Below are 19535 nucleotides of genomic sequence, written 5' to 3'. Positions count from 1 at the left end.
GGATACTATGGCGAAAGTTGCACTGGTCACGGGAGGGAGCCGAGGGATCGGGGAGGCGATTTCCAAGGCGCTCAAGGCCGAAGGGTATGAGGTGGCTGCGACCTATGCTGGCAATGACGAGAAGGCCGCGGCCTTCACCGAAGCGACGGGCATCAAGACCTACAAATGGGACGTCGCGGATTACGACGCGTCGAAAGACGGGATCGCTCAGGTAGAGGCGGATCTCGGCCCGATCGACGTGGTGGTGGCCAATGCGGGCATCACCCGCGACGCGCCGTTCCACAAGATGACGCCGCAGCAGTGGAATGAGGTGATCAACACCAACCTCACCGGCGTGTTCAACACCGTGCACCCGATCTGGCCGGGCATGCGCGAGCGCAAATATGGCCGGGTCATCGTGATCTCGTCGATCAACGGTCAGAAGGGCCAGTTCGCACAGGTGAACTACGCCGCGACCAAGGCCGGGGATCTTGGCATCATCAAGTCGCTGGCGCAGGAAGGCGCGCGCTACGGCATCACCGCCAACGCGATCTGTCCGGGCTATATCGCCACCGAAATGGTCATGGCCGTGCCCGAGAAGGTGCGCGAGTCGATCATCGCGCAGATCCCCGCAGGCCGCCTTGGCGAGCCCGAGGAGATTGCGCGCTGCGTGGTCTTCCTTGCCGACGAGAAGGCGGGCTTCGTGAACGGCTCGACGATCTCGGCGAATGGCGCGCAGTTCTTCGTCTGACCCATCCGGCAGACGCCTGACATAAAAGACGGGCCCCGGCTGCAGATCGCGCCGGGGCTTCGTCGTTTACCCCCAAACTCCACCCCACTGTGCACTGATGCAGCCCTTCCGCGCGGTGGCGTTTGTTTTCTGCTAAGCACTTTCTTCCTATGTCTCTGACAATTCCGCATCAGGAGAGAGACCATGCTCACGCAAATCAAAGGCCTGCACCATGTGACTGCGCTGGCCAGCAGCGCGTCTCGGAACAATGATTTTTTCACCCACACGCTCGGCCTGCGCCGAGTGAAGAAGACCGTCAACTTCGACGCGCCCGACGTCTATCACCTCTACTACGGTGATGAGGTCGGCACGCCGGGCTCCGTCATGACCTATTTCCCCTTCCCCAACGCCGCCCGTGGCAAGCCGGGCAGCGGCGAGGTGGCGACCACCGCCTTTGCCGTGCCCGAAGGCTCGCTCGACGCTTGGGAAGCGCGGCTGACCGAGGCGGGCGTGAAGGGGCTGGAGCGGCTCAACCGCTATGGCGAGCACCGTCTGGTGTTTGAAGGCCCCGATGGCGACGGGCTGGCTCTGGTCGAAGCCGATGACAGCCGCACGCCGTGGACCGGCGGCGGGATCGGCGAAGATATGGCGATCCGCGGCTTCCATTCGGTGCAGATGCGCCTGCGCGACGCGGGCCCCACGGCGGAACTGCTGCGCTTCATGGGCTATCAGGAAGAATGCCGGCAAGAGAAGGTCATGCGGTTCTCGCTGCCCGAGCACAATGGCGCCGGCACGATCGACATCGAGACCGTGGATGTGCCCCGGGCCGGTCAGGGCGCGGGCAGCGTGCACCACATCGCCTTTGCCGTCGAGGACCGGGCGGCACAGCTTGAGGTGCGCAACGCGCTGACCGAGAACGGCTTTCAGATCACTCCGCAGATCGACCGCGATTATTTCTACGCGATCTACTTCCGCAGCCCCGGCGGCGTGCTGTTTGAGGTGGCCACCAACGAGCCCGGCTTTGACCGCGACGAAGATCGCGCCCATCTCGGCGAGGCGCTCAAGCTGCCGACCCAGCACGCGCATTTGCGCGAGCAGCTGGAGCAGCGGCTCGAACCGATCGACTGACACGCGGCGCGCAAAATCCCGCGTGAAATCCCGCGCGGAACCCCGAAACGGATGCGCCCCCGGAGCCTCGCTCTCCGGGGGCGCTGTTTTCGCGCAGGGCACAACGACACGCACGGCCTTGAACACGCGCGGACGGAGGCCCGCGTCTCTTCGTGCAAGGGTGTGAAAAGGGTGCGTGAAAAACCGTGCTTTGAAATTGCCGCGTCGCCTCGCGCCGTCCGGCGCCTGCCCTGCCGCCCGGGCCCGGAGATTCGGGCCCGGAACCTCTGCGGTCCGGCGGCGCGGCTGCCGTGCGGACCTGATCGCTCTCAAGGTGGGTGGGTGCTTCGCTCTAGGGCGATACCTGCCCGGGCGCCGTTCAGGTCGCCTCCACCGAGAGCCGGTTAATCTCTTCCTTGATACGGAGTTTTTGCTTCTTCAGGGCTGCGACATGCAGGTCGTCCGTGCCCGGACTCCGCTGCATCTCTTCCACGGTGGTGGCGAGGTTTTGGTGCTTCTTCTTCAGTTCCTGCAGGTGAGAAGTTAAGCTCATTATGTCCTCCTTTTGCTTTGGGCAGAGACAGTGCAGCATAACTTTTACATTCTGTCACGCCGCACCCGCAGCATTGCTTTACGCAGGATCAGAACCCTGCTCGGAAGCCCGCTCATCCGGAAAAGCTGATCGGTTTTCCATCGCGCAAGACTGCTTTGATGACATTTGTATAATCGTCGCCATCTTCAAGGTGACACGCGCCAGCGTGAAGCACGAGCGAGGGGCAAAGGCGGAAAGCCGCGCGCCCGCCTTTGCGCCCACGCGCGAGAATCAGCCGGGGCGCTCGCCCCTCGCGCGGGGCCAGAGGCAGCACCTCGACCGAGCCCAGATTCGCCGCCAGCGCCGCCAGAAGCTCTGGCAGGCGCTCGACCCGCTGCACGAAGGTGGCGGTGCCGCGCGGTTTCAGCCGCCGCGCTGCCAGCGTCACCCAATCCGCCAGCGGCAAGGCCCCCGCCAAGGCAAGCTCGCGCCCGGCGTCCGGCGCCGCACTGCGCTTGCCCTCTTCGAAATAGGGCGGGTTGGCGAGAACGTGATCGAAGCTGCGCGCCTTCAGCGCCGCCGGAGGCGCGGCCAGATCGGTCTCGTAGATCTCCCCGTTTAGCCCGTTCTCGGCAATGTTACGGCGCGCGAGCGCGGCATAGGCTGGCTGGATCTCGGCCCCGGCCAGCGAAAGCCCGCCCACCCGCGCCCCAAGACAGACCAATGCCGGGGCGCCGCCGCAGCCAAGCTCGAGCACCTCCTGCCCCGGCTGCGCCTCGACCGCCGCCGCCAGCAGCACGGGATCAACCCCCGCGCGATAGCCAAGCCCATGTTTTGGCTGCCATATCTGCGCCATCCCGCCGAGGAATGCGTCGCGACGCACCTCTTCCTCGGCGAAGGGCTCGCGCCTCATGCACCGGCCTCGAAGGAGAGCCCGAATTCGCGCAGCACACGCCGCGCGGCCTCCAGATCGCCGGTCCGCACCATCAGGCGGCGCGGTAGAATGCCCAGGGATCCCTCGAGGACGCTCATATTTACGTCCAACTCAAAGCTGTCTATACCCTGCCCATCAAGGAGGGTCTTCGCCAGCGGGATCAGCGTTATGTCGGTGGTACGCAGAAGTTCTTCCATAAAGGGGATGTAAGGACAGGGCCCCGGCCTTGTCGAGCCTGTGACGGGGGTCTGATGGGCTTGGATACGGCAAAAGCGAAACCGCATGATCGGCTGGCCTCGATGCTGGCGGACGAGATGGGCGCGGTGAACGTGCTGATCCGCGAGCGGATGGCATCGAAACACGCGCCGCGCATTCCCGAGGTGACCGCACATCTGGTCGAAGCGGGCGGCAAGCGCCTGCGCCCGATGCTGACGCTCGCCGCGGCGAATATCTGCAATTACGACGGCCCCTATCACGTGCATCTGGCCGCGACGGTGGAGTTCATCCATACCGCGACGCTGCTGCATGACGACGTAGTGGACGAAAGCGCGCAGCGCCGGGGCCGCCCGACGGCAAACCTGCTGTGGGACAACAAATCCTCGGTGCTGGTCGGCGACTATCTGTTCGCCCGCAGCTTCCAGCTGATGACCGAGCCGGGCAACCTGCGGGTGCTCGAGATCCTGTCGAACGCGGCGGCCACCATCGCCGAGGGCGAGGTGCTGCAACTCACCGCAGCGCAGGACCTGCGCACCAGCGAGGACATCTACCTGCAGGTGGTGCGCGGCAAGACCGCCGCGCTCTTCTCGGCGGCGACCGAGGTGGGCGGCGTCATCGCCGGGGCCGATGAGGCTGAGGTGAAGGCGCTCTTCGATTACGGGGACGCGCTCGGCATCGCCTTCCAGATCGCCGACGACCTGCTCGACTACATGGGCGACAGCTCGGCCACCGGCAAAAACGTCGGCGACGACTTCCGCGAGCGCAAGCTGACGCTGCCGGTGATCAAGGCCGTCGCGGCAGCCGACGAAGAGGAGCGCGCCTTCTGGCAGCGCACCATCGAGAAGGGCAAGCAGGAAGAGGGCGACCTCGAGCACGCGCTGGAGCTGCTGAACAAGCATGGCGCGCTGGAGGCCACCCGCGAGGATGCGCTCGGCTGGTCGGAAAAGGCCAAAGCGTCGATGGCGCAGCTGCCGCAGTCCGAACTGCGCGACGTGATGATCGAACTGGCGGATTTCGTGGTGGCGCGGCTCTATTGAGCCCGCGCCTCCCAGCCTTCGATCCTCAGCCCCGGCGCGGCATCGCCCGCGCCTGCTGATCTCCCAAAAGACCTTCGGCGATCCACCAATCCGGACGCGCCGCGCGCAGCGCCTCTGCGGCGGCACCCGCCTCGGCCATGCTGGCGAAGAGGCCAAAGCACGTCGCGCCCGAGCCCGACATGCGCGCCAGCCGGCAGCCCGGCAGAGCCTCCAGTTCCGACAGCACCGTGCCGATCACCGGCTCCAGAGCGCGGGCCGCGGGCTCCATATCGTTGCGCATATCCCTGAGCCAGTCGATCAGCCCCTCTGCCCCGGCAAACTCCGGCAGGCGTTCGGGCATCGGCGGATTGTCGCGAGAGGTCAGGCTGCGGAAGATCTGCGGTGTCGAGACAGGCACGCGCGGGTTCACCAGAACGGCGGGCAGTGGCGGCAGCGTGACTGGCTCCAGCCCCTCGCCGATGCCGCGGACGCGGACGGGGCGGGAGGCGAGGCACATGGGCACATCCGCCCCCAGCGCCAGCAGCGCCCCCTCGGCCCGGGTCATTGTGGTCTCATCCAGCGGGCCCAATTCAGCCAGAACGGCGCGGGCGGCAGCGGCGGCATCCGCCGAGCCGCCACCGATGCCCGAGGCCACCGGCAGCACCTTCTCCAGCACGATCTCTGCCCCCTGCCCTTCGCCGACCATGGCGGTGGCACGCAGCGCAAGGTTGTCGCCGTTGGCTGGGATGCCCGCGGCCTCCGGCCCCTCGACGCGCAGGCTCAGATCCTCGGCAGGCGCAACGCGCAGCGCATCGCCCACGGGCGCGAAAACGACCAGCGAGTCGAGCAGGTGATACCCGTCGTCGCGCTGGCCGGTGATGTGCAGGGTCAGATTGATCTTCGCCGGAGCGAAGACGTCAGTCCACGTCATGCGCCACCTTCAGCGGCGGCTTGCCCTCATCCGCAAGAACCGCGTCGAGACCGACATCCAGCTTGCGGCGGATGCGTTCGGGATCGACATCGTCCGAGGCGTCTTCCCAGCCCACGAAGGACAGCGCGCGCTGCCACTGGAACCGCGCCTCGACCTTGCGACCGACGGCCCAGTAGACATCGCCCAAGTGATCATTGACCACCGGGTCCACCGCCATCAGTTCGGCGGCGCGCTCCATATGGCCGACCGCCTCGTCGTAGCGTCCCAGCCGGTAAAGCGCCCAGCCGAGGCTGTCGACGATGTAGCCGCTCTGCGGTTCGGCATCGACCGCGCGCTCGATCATCTCCAGCGCCTCGTCGAGGTTCACGTGATGCTCGACCATGGAATAGCCAAGGTAGTTCAGCACCTGCGGCTGGTTCGGCACGAACTCGAGCGCGGCGCGGAAGTCTTTCTCCGCCGCAGTCCAGTCGCCGTCGCGCTCTTTGCAGATGCCGCGCGCGTAATAGAGGAACCACTGCGCCGGGTCGGGCTCGTCGAACGTGTCGAGGGCGCGGTCATAGGCGGCAATCGCCTCATCGTAGCGCTCCAGCTGGCGCATCAAGTCGCCGAGCGCCGATTGCACCGCAGGCATATTGCCATGGGTGTCGGCCAGTTGTTCCAGCACTTCGACCGCCGCATCAAGCTTGCCCTCGGCGCGCAGCGCGTCGGAGCGGCCAAGCTCGGCGACATGGAAAGAAGCGTCATCCCGCGGCACGCGGCGGTAGGTTGCGGCAGCCAGTTCGTACTGGCCCATCTGCTCCAGCAAATCGCCCGCCATCAGCAGTGCGCCCACGTGGTCGGGGCGCAGGAATTCAGCGACGCGCACATGCAGCAGCGTGTAATCCTCGGCGCTTTCGTTCGCGAGGGCGCTGGCGATGGTGAAGAAGACCTCGGCGATCCCGTCGCGCGCCGAGGTGATCACGTCAAACGGCAGCGTCTCACCCGCTTCGAGCTTGGCGCGCAGGTCGGCCATGCCGGGATCAAGCTGCTTGCCCAGCGCGTCGTCGATCAGCGAAACCGCATCTTCCTGCCGGTCGATCTGCGACAGGATCTCGAGCCGCGCCATCAGCCCGCGCCGGGTCATCTGCATGCCGCCCGAACCGGGTTCGGCAAAGATCGCCTCCGCGCCTTCGAAATCCCCGACCGACGCCAACGCCATCGCCTTGTGATAGGCGGCAAAGCCCGCAAGGCCCCGCTCTTTCGCGACCTCATCAAAGCCAGACAGCGCGGCGGTCACATCGCCGCGGCCCAGTTCGGCCCAAGCCTTGATCAGCCCGTCGACCAGCGGCCCCGCCGAACGGCCTTCTTCCACGCGCGACAGCAGTTCGGCGTAGTTTTCCTCATGCGCCAGCACCGCGACTTCGGCCAGATGGCCGACCTGACTGTCATGGCCCTGCGCGGTCAGGCGCTCGGCCAGCGCCTCGGCACTGTTGAAGTCGCCCAGCCCGATATTGGCCAGAGCCGCGCGTTCGAGCAGATCGGCATTTTCGGGGTCATGCTTGACCGCCTCGCCGTAGTAGCGCGCCGCCGCCTTGAAATCTCCGGCAAAGCTGGCCTGCCGCGCTGCAAGGTAATCGCCCGACAGGCTTTCGGCCGAAGCCGCGCCCGCCGCCATCAGCGCCAGTGCCATGACCGTGCCGCGAAGTGTCCCGATTGCCTTGCCCGACATGCCGCCTCCTGTTGATTGGTTGCCGCAAAGATTAGCCCGCAGGGCAAAGCGGCGCAATCCGTGCACCGTTCACGCAAAGGGGAGCGCGGCAGCTTGCTGATGACCCTGCGGCAATCTGCGCCACTCTGCGGCGCGGCATTTAGTTTGCGATGCAAATCATTTTTATCTACATCAATTCTCATGACACAATATTCCGCCCCCCGCGACCGTTTCGGATTCGCCTTTGTCTCGCTGGCACGGCACTGGCATCGCGTCGTCGACATGCGGCTTGCCGAAGCCGGGTTGACCGACGCCACATGGCGCCCGCTGATTCATCTTGCCGAAGGCGGCGACGGCATCAGCCAGCGCGAGCTTGCGGCGCGGATCAGCCTCGATACCTCCACCCTCGTGCGTCTGCTCGACCTGCTGGTCGAGCGTGGCTTTATCGAACGCCGCGTCGACCCGAACGACCGCCGCGCGCGGCGCATTCACCTCACCGAAGATGGCCGCAGCGAGCTGAGCAGGATCCGCGCCATGCTGCTGCAGGCCGAGCACGACCTGCTGTCCGGCATCGGCGAAGACGAACTCGCCAGCATGCTGGGCAGCTTTGCCCGCATCACCGCCCGCGCCGAGACGATGCTGACCGACAAGACCGACCGCGAGGAAACCGCATGACCGCCGCCCTGCAGACCCTTGGCTTCAACAAGGACCGGCTCACTTTCGCCCTGCGTACCGCCTTTGCCGCCTGCCTCGCGCTGATCATCGCGTGGCTGCTGGGGCTGGAACATCCGCAATGGGCCGGGATGACAGTCTGGGCCGCCTCTCAGCCCGTCCGCGGGCAGTTGCTCGAGAAGGGCCTGTTTCGCTTTGCGGGCACCGTGGTGGGCACGATTGCCGGTATCGGGCTGATCTTTGCCATGCTGGTGCATCCGGCATTGCTGGTGATCGGCCTCGCGCTCTGGGTCGGTCTTTGCACCGGGCTTGCCAATCTTGCGCGCGGCTTCGTGGCCTATGGCACCGTGCTGGCCGGATACACGGCGGCGATGGTCTCGCTGCTCGACGTGGGGCACCCCGAGAACGTGCTGGCGCTCGGAGCCGACCGCATGGCGACGGTGCTTGTGGGCGTGGTGGCCGCATTGCTGGTGGGCTGGCTGTTCGCCCCCGCCGCCGACGGCAAAGCCCTGCGCGGACGCATCCGGGCGCTGCTGGCCGATCTCTGCGAGCAGATCGCCGCGCCGGAACAGGATGCCGAAGCGGCTCGCGGGCTGATCTCGGCCATGGCAGGCGCAGAAGAGGCGCTCGACCCGCACGCCGCAGGGTCCTTGCGCTCGCACCGCGAGACGCGGGCCACGCGCAACCTGCTGTTCGTCGCGCTGTCGGTTCTGCTCTGGCGCCGTGGCCGAGGTGCAGATGCGGTGCCCGAAGCCGCCCGCCTTGCACTGACCGAGGCTGCTGCTGCCTTGCGCGCAGACGATGGCGCGACCGCACTTAAGGCGCTTGAGCGCGCTGCTGCCCTGCCCGGTCTGGGCGAGACCCTGCGCCCCCTTGCCACCGCGCTGACCCAATGGCGCGCGCCCGAGAACCGCAGCGAGCCTGCGCCGGAAACCGTCCTTCCCGTGGTGCTGCACCGCGACTGGATCGGGGCCCGCGAGGCGGCGATCCGCGCCACCGGCGCGCTGCTGCTCTTTGGCGCGCTGTGGCAGATCACCGGCTTTGCCGCCGGGGCCTTTCTGCTGCTGGGCATGTCGATCATGATCTCGATCTTCACCACCTTCGAGAACCCCATCGCCATGCTGCCCTTCGTGTTTCTGGGGCAGTTCATGGGCGCCGCCATGGCGATCGCGATCCGCTGGTTGATTTGGCCGCATGCGAGCACCGAATGGCAGATGGTGGCGATGATGCTGCCCTTCATTCTTCTCGGCGCTTTCCTGAGCGGGCATGACCGCGGCATGAAGGTCAGTTTCGACTACAATATGGTGATGCTGCTTTTGCTGCATCCTGCCCTGCCGCTGACCGGCAGCTTCGGCACCTCGGTGATGATGGGACTGGCGGTGGTCGCCGCGCCGCTCGCCGCGCTCGCCGCCTATCGCACGATCTATCCGCCAACGCTGCGCCGCAAGCAGGCGACGCTGGCGCGGATGATGCTGCATGATGTGGCCGCGCTGGCCGCAGACCCGACAGCGCCCCAGCACCGGGACGTGTGGCGCGCGCGGCTCTATCACCGGATGCTGCGCCTCTTCCGGCTTACGGAACGCTCGGCGCGGGCGCAGCGCGATGCGCTGGACACCGGGCTGGCGCTGCTCGATCTCGGCCATGCGGCAATGCGCGCGCAGGAAATCCTTGCCGCGCCCGACACACCGGCAACCGAGCGCCGCGCGCTCTGCGCCGCGCTGGCCCGGCTGAAACGTCTCGAGCAGACCCCGGCGCGCGCCAAAGGAGCGCTCAGCCGCCTTGCGCGCCGTGCAGCGGGACAGGACGCCGAGATCTTCCGCCACGCCGCGCGCAGCGCCGGGCTTCTGGGCAGCTAAGCCTCTGCTTTAGAGGCGCCGCAGCCAGCGGTGCGCGAGGGCCATTTTCTCGCGCACCGGCTGGGTCAGCACGAAGGGGTAGAGGTCGGGCAGATCGAGCGCCCGGTTCACATGGTTCACCGCGATCGACAGGTTCACCGCTTGGGTGATCAGCGCATCGGTGTCCGCCTCGAGATAGGGATCATAGCCTTCGCCCGGCATTCCGGGCAGCCGCAGCCCGCTGGCCACGCCACTGTCGAGCATCGAGACCAGATGCTGCAGATGCGCCAGCGTCTCGGCCCAGTCCTCATGCGGGTGCGCCGTGGCGTAATGGGTGATGTGAGTCTCGCCGGGGTCGGCGGGCGCATCGTAATGGCGCTGCAGCGCGGCGCCGTAATCCTCGCGCTCGTCGCCAAAGAGCGGGCGGAAACTGTCGAGGAATCCCGGCTCACCGGCCAGCCGCAGGAACAGAAAATGCGCCATCTCGTGCCGCATATGGCCCAGCATGGTGCGGTAAAGCTCGTCAAACTGCTCCTGCCGCTCGGCCAGAACCGGATCGCTCGCCTCGGTGACGTTGATCGTGATCAACCCGTCGGCATGGCCCATGATCACATCTTCCTCGCCATGAAGTGTCTCTTCCGAGAGCATGCGGAACACCGGGCGCGCGCCCGCGTCATTCGAGGTGAACCAGCCCCAGCGGCCAAGCTCGGCGAGCATCCGGCGCTTGGCATATTCGCTGCTTTCCCACAGCGGCAGGTTCTGTTCGGCGCGCAGGTCGGGCACGGTTTCGGTCATCGCGCAGGAGCGGCAGAGCCCCCCCTCCTCGGCCACCCAGTTGCAGGCGATGTCATCGCGATTGGTGCAATGCGGCGCCCCCGCGACCATGGTCTGGGCGTCGGGATCGAAACTGACCTCCTGCCCGCAGCCGCAGGCGAGATTATGGAAATAGACCGGGCTGGAGCAGGCGGGGCAGCGGAAGACTTGCATGAAAGGTCCTCATGGGCGGAATACGCAGCGGAAACGGCGCGGAGCCCCGGCGGGTTCCGCCGCGCCATCGCGCTTGCCAGTGAAGCGGCAAAGAGCAGCGCATGGGAAGGGCTTTGCGTAACGGCGTGATGACGCCGGGGTTTGGATGGTGGCGCGGGCCATGCGCCGGGCAGGGATCAAACCGCCGCGCCCCCTTCGCAAAGGAATCACCCTTGCGAAATCCGCTGCAGACACGTATATGGCGCTTCAACAGCGGCGCGTCGGTCCTGGCACCGAAGCTCCACCGGGAAACACCGACGGGCCGCGCGCCCGTATTTTTGTTTCCGAAGGAGTCGGAAGAATGACCGACCTCATCGCCAAATCATCGCTCGATAAGCGCCTCGCCGAGATCGTCGGCCCCGTCATCGAAGACATGGGGTTCGAGCTTGTGCGAATCCGCCTTATGGGCGGCAAGACCTCGACGCTGCAGATCATGGCCGAACGGCCCGAGGGCGGCATCGAGGTAGATGAATGTGCCGACATCTCCACTGCGGTCTCGGCCGTGCTGGACGTCGAGGATCCGATCATCGATGCCTACACGCTCGAGGTCTCCTCGCCCGGCATCGACCGCCCGCTCACCCGCCTCAAGGACTTCGAGACCTTCGAGGGCTATGAGGTGAAACTCGAAACCTCGGAACTGATCGACGGCCGCAAGCGCTGGCGCGGGGTTCTGACCGGGGTGGAGGGCAGCGAAGTGCTGCTCAACATCGAGGAGGGCGGCGAAGAGCAGACCATCGGCCTGCAATTCGACTGGCTGTCGGACGCCAAGCTGGTGCTCACCGACGAGCTGATCCGAGACATGCTCCGCGCCCGCAAGGCGCAGGAAGTGGACGAAACCAAATTCGACGACATCGAGGCCGACGACGCGGCCGCTCAGGAGGACTAAGACCATGGCAATCACCTCTGCCAACCAGCTCGAGCTTCTGCAGACCGCCGAGGCCGTCGCCCGCGAGAAGATGATCGACCCCTCGCTGGTGATCGAAGCGATGGAAGAGAGCCTCGCCCGCGCCGCCAAGAGCCGCTACGGCTCGGAGATGGACATCCGCGTGAAGATCGACCGCAAGACCGGTCGCGCCAGCTTCACCCGCGTGCGCACCGTGGTCGAGGATGACCTCCTCGAAAACTATCAAGCCGAGATGACCGTCCAGCAGGCCAAGCAGTATATGGCCGACCCCAAGGTGGGCGATCAGTACGTCGAAGAAGTGCCGCCGGTCGACCTTGGCCGGATCGCTGCGCAGAGCGCCAAGCAGGTGATCCTGCAGAAGGTGCGCGAAGCCGAGCGTGACCGCCAGTACGAAGAGTTCAAGGACCGTCAGGGCACGATCATCAACGGTCAGGTCAAGCGCGAGGAATACGGCAACGTCATCGTCGACATCGGCCGTGGCGAAGCGATCCTGCGCCGCAACGAGAAGATCGGCCGCGAAAGCTATCGCCCTGGCGACCGCATCCGCTGCTACGTCAAGGACGTGCGCCGCGAGGCCCGCGGCCCGCAGATCTTCCTGTCGCGCACCGCGCCGGAATTCATGGCCGAGCTGTTCAAGATGGAAGTGCCGGAAATCTACGACGGCATCATCGAGATCAAGGCCGTGGCCCGTGACCCCGGCTCGCGCGCCAAGATCGGCGTGATCTCCTACGATGGCTCGATCGACCCCGTCGGTGCCTGCGTCGGTATGCGCGGCAGCCGTGTGCAGGCCGTCGTGAACGAACTGCAGGGCGAAAAGATCGACATCATCCCGTGGAACGAGGACATGCCGACCTTCCTCGTCAACGCGCTGCAGCCGGCCGAAGTGTCGAAAGTGGTTCTGGATGAAGATGCCGAGCGCATCGAGGTTGTCGTGCCCGACGAGCAGCTGTCGCTGGCCATCGGCCGCCGCGGTCAGAACGTGCGTCTGGCCTCGCAGCTCACCGGTCTCGACATCGACATCATGACCGAGGAAGAAGAAAGCAAGCGCCGTCAGGCCGAGTTCGAAGAGCGCACCAAGCTGTTCATGGACACGCTGGACGTCGACGAATTCTTTGCTCAGTTGCTGGTGGCCGAAGGCTTCACCAACCTCGAAGAAGTGGCCTACGTCGAGCTTGACGAACTGCTGGTCATCGACGGCGTCGACGAAGGCACCGCCGAAGAGCTGCAGACCCGTGCCCGCGAATTCCTCGAGGAACAGGCCCGCAAGGCGCTCGAGAAAGCGCGTGAGCTGGGTGTCGAGGACAGCCTTATTGAATTCGAGGGCCTCACTCCCCAAATGGTAGAGGCACTGGCGGAAGACGGCATCAAGTCGCTCGAAGATTTCGCCACCTGCGCCGACTGGGAACTTGCCGGTGGCTGGACCACGGTCGACGGCGAGCGCCAGAAGGACGATGGCCTGCTCGAGAAATTCAATGTCGATCTTGATGAGGCGCAGAACCTGATCATGACCGCCCGCGTCATGCTGGGCTGGGTCGACCCCGAGGAACTGGTGGCCGAAAGCGCCGAGGGCGATGAGCTCGAAGGTGACGACGACGCTGCCGAAGAGTCGGAGGCCTGAGCCACAGATGACTCGCGGAGGCCGGGATAAGGACAGGGCGGACGGGCCCGAGCGGCGCTGCATTGCCACGGGCGATGTAGAGCCGAAGACCGGGCTGATCCGCTTCGTGGTCGGACCCGAGAACCAGGTGGTTCCCGATATCGCCGGCAAGCTGCCGGGTCGGGGCATCTGGGTCTCGTCCGATCGCAAGGCACTGGAAAAAGCGGCGGGCAAAGGTCTCTTTGCCCGCGCCGCCAAGGCACCGGTGACGGTGCCCGACGATCTGGCCAACCTCGTCGAGGGGATGCTGGCGCGTCGTGTCATCGATCTCATCAGCCTCGCCCGCAAGGGCGGCGGTGCGGTCGCTGGCTATGAAAAGGTGAAGGATTGGCTGGGTAAGGAAGAAGCCCGCGTGCTGATCCAAGCCGAGGACGGAAGCGCCCGCGGCAAGACCAAACTCAGTACTCCCTACGGGGGGAACTACATCGGCTGGCTCACCGCGGATGAGCTGGGGCTGGCCTTCGGACGTGAAAAGGTGATACATGCCGCGCTTGGCGCTGGTGGACTCACCAAACGTGTTGTAGAGGAGGCCCAACGATTGAAGGGCCTGCGCGTCGCATCGGCGGACGCGAGACCGGCAGCAGGGGCTGCCGCGGGCGGCAAGGGCCGCCGGAAAGGATAAGAGAATCTTAATGAGCGATAACGACGGCAAGAAGACTTTGGGTTTGCGCGGCGGCTCCCGTTCGGGGAACGTGAAGCAGAGCTTCAGCCACGGGCGCACGAAAAACGTCGTGGTAGAGACCAAGCGTAAACGCGTCGTGGTCCCGAAAGCGGGCGCCGCTGGCGGTGCAAAGGGTTCGGGCGGCGGATCGCATGGCGGATCGGGCAAGCGCCCGGCGGGCATCACCGAAGCGGAGATGGAACGCCGGCTGCGCGCGCTGCAGGCCGCCAAGGCGCGTGAAGCCGAGGAGGCTGCACAGCGCGAGGCCGAGGAAAAAGCTCGCGCCGAAGAGCGTGAGCGCCTGCGCGCCGAGAAAGAACAGAAAGAGCGCGAGCAGCGCGAAGCCGAAGAGCGTGCCAAGGCGAAAGCCGAGGAAGAAGCGCGTAAGGCCCGCGAGGCGGCCGAGGCTGCGGAAGCAGCCAAGAAAGCCGAAGCTGCGCCGAAAAAGGCCGCTGCCAAGGACGAGAGCGCCGCTCCCGCCCGCGCAGCTGGTGCACCGGCGGCAAAGCCGGCGGCACAGCCGCAGCGCAAGGCCGACCGCGAGCGCGAAGAGCGTGGCCGTTCGGCCCGTGGCCGCGACGATGGCGCGCGCCGCTCCGGCAAGCTGACGCTGAACCAGGCTCTGGGCGGCGAAGGCGGACGGCAGAAGTCCATGGCCGCAATGAAGCGCAAGCAAGAGCGTGCGCGTCAGAAGGCAATGGGCGGCAGCCAGCAGCGTGAGAAGGTCGTGCGCGACGTTCAGCTGCCCGAGGCGATCACCGTCGCGGAGCTGGCCAACCGTATGGCAGAGCGCGTCGCGGACGTGGTCAAGTCGCTGATGAACAACGGTATCATGGCGACCCAGAACCAGTCCATCGACGCCGACACCGCGGAACTGATCATCGAGGAATTCGGCCACCGCGTGACCCGCGTGTCCGATGCAGACGTCGAAGACGTGATTAAGATCGAAGAAGACAAGCCGGAAGACCTGCAGGGTCGTCCGCCGGTCATCACGATCATGGGCCACGTCGACCACGGCAAAACCTCGCTGCTCGACGCGATCCGCAACGCCAACGTGACCTCCGGCGAAGCTGGCGGCATCACGCAGCACATCGGCGCCTATCAGGTGACCACCGACAGCGGTGCGGTTCTGTCGTTCCTCGACACCCCGGGCCACGCTGCCTTCACCTCCATGCGCTCGCGCGGTGCTCAGGTGACGGACATCGTGGTTCTGGTGGTTGCGGCGGACGACGCGGTGATGCCGCAGACCGTCGAGGCGATCAGCCACGCAAAAGCGGCTGGCGTCCCGATGATCGTGGCGATCAACAAGATCGACAAGCCCGAAGCGAACCCGACCAAGGTGCGCACCGACCTTCTGCAGCACGAAGTTGTCGTGGAAGAGATGTCGGGCGACGTGCAGGACGTGGAAGTCTCCGCCAAGAGCGGCAAGGGCCTCGACGCACTGCTCGAAGCCATCGCTCTGCAGGCCGAGATTCTCGAACTGAAGGCCAACCCGAACCGGGCGGCCGAAGGTGCGGTGATCGAAGCCAAGCTCGACGTGGGCCGTGGCCCGGTCGCGACCGTTCTGGTGCAGAACGGCACGCTCAAGCAGGGTGACGTCTTCGTCGTGGGCGAGCAGTACGGTAAGGTCCGTGCGCTGATCAACGACAAGGGCGAGCGCGTCAAGGAAGCCGGTCCGTCGGTTCCCGTCGAGGTGCTGGGTCTCAATGGCACGCCCGAGGCAGGCGACGTTCTCAACGTCACCGAGACCGAGGCGCAGGCCCGCGAGATCGCCGAGTACCGTGCTCAGGTCACGAAGGACAAGCGCGCCGCAGCCGGTGCCGCCACGACCCTCGAGCAGCTCATGCAGAAGGCCAAGGACGACGAGAACGTCTCGGAACTCCCGGTCATCGTCAAAGCGGACGTGCAAGGCTCTGCCGAAGCGATCGTTCAGGCGCTCGAAAAGGTCGGCAACGACGAGGTGCGCGTGCGCGTCATCCACTCGGGTGTGGGCGCGATCACCGAAACCGACATCGGCCTCGCCGAAGCGTCGGGCTGCCCGGTCATCGGCTTCAACGTTCGTGCCAACGCTCCGGCCCGCAACGGCGCCAACCAGAAGGGCGTGGAGATCCGTTACTACTCGGTGATCTACGATCTGGTCGACGACGTGAAAGCTGCGGCTTCGGGCCTGCTGTCGAACGAAATCCGCGAGCACTTCATCGGCTACGCCGAGATCAAAGAAGTGTTCAAGGTTTCGAACGTCGGCAAGGTTGCGGGCTGTCTGGTCACCGAAGGCGTGGCACGCCGCTCCGCGGGCGTTCGCCTGCTGCGCGACAACGTGGTGATCCACGAAGGCACGCTGAAGACCCTCAAGCGCTTCAAGGACGAGGTCCCCGAGGTGCAGTCCGGTCAGGAATGCGGCATGGCCTTCGAGAACTACGACGATATCCGCCCGCAGGATGTCATCGAGATCTTCGAGCGCGAGGAGGTCGAGCGCAAGCTCTGACCCCTCCCCTGCCCCAATTCCGGGGCGCTACAGATCAAAAAGCCGGCGATGCTCCATCGCCGGCTTTTTTCATGTCTGGTGGCCTGTCGCCGGGAAAAGCGGGGCCTGGGTGAGGGAAACGCTGGCGGCAAAAGATCACCGCACCCGCGCGGGATAAGCCGCAGGCAGAAAGGCGGACCCGTCAGCCACAAAAAATGCGAGCCGCCCTTTTGGGGCGACTCGCATATCGTTGACTTCTAGGGGGCGTGTAAATCAGACCGGGCGCCCGGTGAAGAGCTGCTGCCCGACACGCACCATGATGCGCCCATCGGGAAGAGTCTTCTCAAGAAAGCCCTGGACCGAAATGCAGCTACCCATGATGATGGTGCGCAACATGTTGTGTCCTCAACTAAAACCTTGCGAAGACGTTTTTAGCGCATGACCGACAACAAAACTACACTTAAATTGCACAATTCTGTTTCATTAGTAGGCAATTCCGCACTTTTTTGCGCTGAATTTATGGTCAATCAGGCCGGAACCCGAAAAACCCCTTGCTTATAGCAGATCGCGCAGAATCGGGATCAGCGGGATATCCGCGGGCGGCATCGGATAGGTCGACAGGTCTTTTGCCCGCGCCCATTTCAGCACCTGCCCTTCGCGCGCCTGCGGCACGCCCTGCCATTTGCGGCAGGCGAAAAGCGGCATCAGCAGATGGAAATCATCATAGGCGTGCGAGGCGAAAGTCAGCGGCGCAAGGCAGCTGTCCCATGTCTCGATACCCAGCTCTTCGTGCAGCTCGCGGATGAGCGCCGCTTCAGGCGTCTCCCCTGCCTCGACCTTGCCGCCGGGAAACTCCCACAGCCCGGCCATGGACTTGCCCTCGGGGCGCTGTGCCAGCAGCACGCGGCCCTCTACGTCGATCAGGGCAACGGCGGAGACGAGAACGATCTTCTTCATGGGCGGGCGCTTTCGGCAGGAACGGAAAAGCGAGGGGCCAGCCCCTCGCACTCCCCGGGATATTTGCCTCTAGACGAAGAGGCAACCGCTCACGAGCGGTAGTCGGCGTTGATGCTGATGTAGCCGTGGGTCAGGTCACAGGTCCACACGGTGGACGTGCCTTGCCCGAGGCCGAGATCGACCGAGATGGTGATCTCGGGCTCTTTCATCAGCCGCGCGCCGTCTTCCTCGCGGTAATCGGGCGAGACCCAGCCTTTCTCGGCCACCAGCACGTCGCCGAAGCGGATGGTCAGAAGGTCGCGGTCGGCGGCGGCGCCGGATTTGCCAATCGCCATGACGATGCGGCCCCAGTTGGGATCCTCGCCCGCGATGGCGGTCTTGACCAGCGGCGAGTTGGCGATGGCCATGGCGTGGGTGCGCGCATCCGCGTCGCTTGCCGCGCCGGTGACCTGCACCGTGACGAATTTCGTCGCGCCCTCGCCGTCCTTCACCACCTGATGCGCCAGATCGAGGAAGACCTCCTCGAGCGCCTCGGCAAAGGCGGTGTCGGCCTCGGTGACCTCGACGCCCGAAGCGCCAGTGGCGCCCATGAGCAGCGTGTCGGAGGTCGAGGTGTCGCTGTCGACGGTGATGCAGTTGAAGCTGCGGTCGTTGATCTGGCTGACCAGCGTCTGCAGCAGCGGCTGCGGCACTTTCGCGTCGGTGAAGACATAGACCAGCATCGTCGCCATGTCGGGCGCGATCATGCCCGAGCCCTTGGCGATGCCGGCGATCTTCACCTCGCCGCCCGGCAGGCTGACCGTGACGGCTTTGCCCTTCGGGAAGGTGTCGGTGGTCATGATCGCCTTGGCGGCGCCAGAGATGCCGTCCGCGTCGAGCGCAGCCACAAGTTCATCGACCTTGGCGGTGATGCGCTCATGCGGCAGCGGCTCGCCGATGACGCCGGTGGACGACGAGAACACGCGGGTCTCCGGCAGGCCGGTCGCGGCCGCCACAGCCGAAGTCACCGCGCGGGTGCTCTCGATGCCGTTCTTGCCGGTGAAGGCGTTGGAATTGCCCGAGTTCACGATGATCGCCGCGCCCTCATCCGAGGCCGCGCCGATCTTCGCCTGACAGTCCAGCACGGGGGCGGACCTTGTGGCCGAGCGGGTGAAGACCCCCGCCATGGTGCTGCCCGCATCAAGCTGGGCGAGCATGACGTCGGTGCGCCCCGCGTAGCGCACCCCGGCGGCGACGGAGGCGAAACGCACCCCGTCGATCACCGGCAGTTCAGGAAAGGCCGCAGGGGCCAGCGGGGAAACGGCGAGGGTCTTGGCCACTTACTTCTCCAGCAACTCGAAGTTGGACAGAACCGAGGGGTCGATCTCGCCAGCCTCGGTGCGGGTGATCTCGGCGCCAGCCATGGCGTCGTCCATATAGGCTTTCACCGCCTCCTGCTGCACCTGCTGAGCGATCTGGTCGCGCACCTCGTCGAGCGTCGGCGCTTCCTTGGCGCGGGTCTCGTTGAGCTTGATCACGTGCCAGCCGAACTGGGTCTGCACCGGCGCCTCGGTGATCGCGCCGGGCTCCATCTTCTCGACGGCGGCCTGGAACGGCTCGACCATCATGCCGGCGCTGAACCAGCCCAGTTCGCCGCCGTTCGGGCCCGACGGGCCGGTCGACTTCTCTTTCGCCACCTCGGCGAAATCGGCGCCGCCCTGCAGCTCTTCGATGATCGCTTTCGCTTCGTCCTCGGACTCCACGAGGATGTGCGACGCGTTGAATTCCTGCCCCTGATCGGCATCGGCGTATTGCGCATCATAAGCGGCTTGGATCGCCTCGTCGGTCACCGCGGCCTCGGCCACGGCAGAGACGGTCTCGGCAGCCATCAGCGTGCGGTGCTCGGTGGCCATCGACAGCTTCACGCGGTTGGTCTCGACCGCCTTCTCGTCCTGCGCCAGCACTTCTTGCTGCACGAGCTGGTCGAGAATGCCGCTCCAGAGCACGTCATCGCCAAGCTGCTGGTACTGGTCGGGCAGGCTGGCGCGGATGATCAGCATCTCGCCCAGCGTGATGTCCTGGCCATTCACCGTGGCGACGACGGTCTCGGCACTCGGCGCCTCGGTCTGCTCCTGCGCGTGAAGCGGCAGCGCGAACGTGAGGGCGAGCGCAGCCGCGCCCAGTTTGGTGAGGGTTTTGGGCATCTAGGCGTCCTTCCTGTTGGCCGCCCGCCACCGGGCGGCGTTGA

19 protein-coding genes are annotated in these 19535 nt (G+C 65.6%); 9 read left to right on the top strand and 10 right to left on the bottom strand.

The window, feature by feature from the left end; genetic code table 11:
* The first annotated feature begins 7 nt into the window (after positions 1-7).
* Positions 8-730 (top strand): acetoacetyl-CoA reductase, encoded by a 723-nt coding sequence (gene phbB / locus G0A00_RS04225; protein WP_066104280.1) that lies wholly within the window; start codon positions 8-10, stop codon positions 728-730.
* Positions 731-913: 183 nt separating this feature from the next.
* Complete coding sequence (locus G0A00_RS04220; RefSeq protein WP_164182099.1) at positions 914-1837, top strand: VOC family protein; 924 nt, start codon at positions 914-916, stop codon at positions 1835-1837.
* A gap of 358 nt (positions 1838-2195) precedes the next feature.
* On the opposite strand, the gene G0A00_RS04215 is transcribed toward G0A00_RS04220, so the two are convergent.
* From G0A00_RS04215 to G0A00_RS04205, 3 genes are all read right to left on the bottom strand, one after another.
* Positions 2196-2369 carry a YdcH family protein gene (locus G0A00_RS04215; protein WP_066104276.1) on the bottom strand — a complete coding sequence of 58 codons (174 nt, stop codon included), beginning with the start codon at positions 2367-2369 and terminating at the stop codon, positions 2196-2198.
* A 112-nt stretch (positions 2370-2481) separates the two neighbouring features.
* The gene (locus G0A00_RS04210) at positions 2482-3261 is read right to left on the bottom strand and encodes a tRNA1(Val) (adenine(37)-N6)-methyltransferase (RefSeq protein WP_164182097.1); all 780 of its coding nucleotides are present in this window, start codon (positions 3259-3261) and stop codon (positions 2482-2484) included.
* Positions 3258-3479: a DUF2007 domain-containing protein gene (locus G0A00_RS04205; protein WP_164182095.1), complete on the bottom strand. Its 222-nt coding sequence runs from the start codon at positions 3477-3479 to the stop codon at positions 3258-3260. The genes G0A00_RS04210 and G0A00_RS04205 overlap by 4 nt, the downstream gene beginning before the upstream one ends.
* Positions 3480-3533: 54 nt before the next feature.
* Between G0A00_RS04205 and G0A00_RS04200 the strand changes: the two genes are divergently transcribed.
* Complete coding sequence (locus tag G0A00_RS04200) at positions 3534-4535, top strand: polyprenyl synthetase family protein (RefSeq protein WP_066104267.1); 1002 nt, start codon at positions 3534-3536, stop codon at positions 4533-4535.
* A 25-nt stretch (positions 4536-4560) separates the two neighbouring features.
* Here G0A00_RS04200 and G0A00_RS04195 read toward each other — a convergent pair whose 3' ends face one another.
* Both G0A00_RS04195 and G0A00_RS04190 read right to left on the bottom strand, forming a co-directional pair.
* Positions 4561-5445 carry a 4-(cytidine 5'-diphospho)-2-C-methyl-D-erythritol kinase gene (locus tag G0A00_RS04195; protein WP_164182092.1) on the bottom strand — a complete coding sequence of 295 codons (885 nt, stop codon included), beginning with the start codon at positions 5443-5445 and terminating at the stop codon, positions 4561-4563.
* Positions 5432-7153, bottom strand: a complete 1722-nt coding sequence (locus G0A00_RS04190) for a tetratricopeptide repeat protein (RefSeq protein ID WP_164182090.1) — start codon at positions 7151-7153, stop codon at positions 5432-5434. The genes G0A00_RS04195 and G0A00_RS04190 overlap by 14 nt, the downstream gene beginning before the upstream one ends.
* Positions 7154-7333: 180 nt before the next feature.
* Between G0A00_RS04190 and G0A00_RS04185 the strand changes: the two genes are divergently transcribed.
* Together G0A00_RS04185 and G0A00_RS04180 are read left to right on the top strand one after the other, a co-directional pair.
* Positions 7334-7807, top strand: a complete 474-nt coding sequence (locus tag G0A00_RS04185) for a MarR family winged helix-turn-helix transcriptional regulator (protein WP_164182088.1) — start codon at positions 7334-7336, stop codon at positions 7805-7807.
* Positions 7804-9660, top strand: coding sequence for an FUSC family protein (locus tag G0A00_RS04180; protein WP_164182086.1), 1857 nt, complete (start codon positions 7804-7806; stop codon positions 9658-9660). The genes G0A00_RS04185 and G0A00_RS04180 overlap by 4 nt, the downstream gene beginning before the upstream one ends.
* 9 nt (positions 9661-9669) lie before the next feature.
* On the opposite strand, the gene G0A00_RS04175 is transcribed toward G0A00_RS04180, so the two are convergent.
* Entirely contained in the window at positions 9670-10626 is a 957-nt protein-coding gene (locus tag G0A00_RS04175; RefSeq protein WP_164182084.1) for a putative zinc-binding metallopeptidase, read from the bottom strand.
* A gap of 340 nt (positions 10627-10966) precedes the next feature.
* Here G0A00_RS04175 and rimP point away from each other — a divergent pair, with 340 nt between their 5' ends.
* The 4 genes from rimP to infB are packed head-to-tail and all read left to right on the top strand — an operon-like array spanning position 10967 to position 16372.
* Positions 10967-11551: a ribosome maturation factor RimP gene (gene rimP / locus G0A00_RS04170; protein ID WP_164182082.1), complete on the top strand. Its 585-nt coding sequence runs from the start codon at positions 10967-10969 to the stop codon at positions 11549-11551.
* Positions 11552-11555: 4 nt separating this feature from the next.
* On the top strand, positions 11556-13187 hold the full coding sequence (gene nusA / locus G0A00_RS04165; RefSeq protein ID WP_164182080.1) for a transcription termination factor NusA: 1632 nt from the start codon (positions 11556-11558) through the stop codon (positions 13185-13187).
* Between the two features lie 7 nt (positions 13188-13194).
* Complete coding sequence (locus tag G0A00_RS04160; RefSeq protein ID WP_164182078.1) at positions 13195-13848, top strand: RNA-binding protein; 654 nt, start codon at positions 13195-13197, stop codon at positions 13846-13848.
* A 10-nt stretch (positions 13849-13858) separates the two neighbouring features.
* Entirely contained in the window at positions 13859-16372 is a 2514-nt protein-coding gene (infB, locus tag G0A00_RS04155; protein ID WP_164182076.1) for a translation initiation factor IF-2, read from the top strand.
* Between the two features lie 252 nt (positions 16373-16624).
* Here infB and G0A00_RS26700 read toward each other — a convergent pair whose 3' ends face one another.
* From G0A00_RS26700 to G0A00_RS04140, 4 genes are all read right to left on the bottom strand, one after another.
* Positions 16625-16747, bottom strand: coding sequence for a hypothetical protein (locus G0A00_RS26700; protein WP_255455331.1), 123 nt, complete (start codon positions 16745-16747; stop codon positions 16625-16627).
* A gap of 159 nt (positions 16748-16906) precedes the next feature.
* Positions 16907-17308: an 8-oxo-dGTP diphosphatase MutT gene (mutT, locus tag G0A00_RS04150; protein WP_066104238.1), complete on the bottom strand. Its 402-nt coding sequence runs from the start codon at positions 17306-17308 to the stop codon at positions 16907-16909.
* Positions 17309-17397: 89 nt separating this feature from the next.
* Positions 17398-18627, bottom strand: coding sequence for a bifunctional glutamate N-acetyltransferase/amino-acid acetyltransferase ArgJ (gene argJ, locus G0A00_RS04145; RefSeq protein ID WP_164182074.1), 1230 nt, complete (start codon positions 18625-18627; stop codon positions 17398-17400).
* Complete coding sequence (locus G0A00_RS04140; RefSeq protein ID WP_164182072.1) at positions 18628-19491, bottom strand: peptidylprolyl isomerase; 864 nt, start codon at positions 19489-19491, stop codon at positions 18628-18630.
* Positions 19492-19535 lie beyond the last annotated feature (44 nt).

Origin of the sequence: Salipiger sp. PrR002 (assembly GCF_010500775.1) — a bacterium.
GTDB lineage: Bacteria > Pseudomonadota > Alphaproteobacteria > Rhodobacterales > Rhodobacteraceae > Salipiger.
Note: the sequence above shows the minus strand (reverse complement) of the source record. Positions and strands in the feature narration are given on the sequence as shown.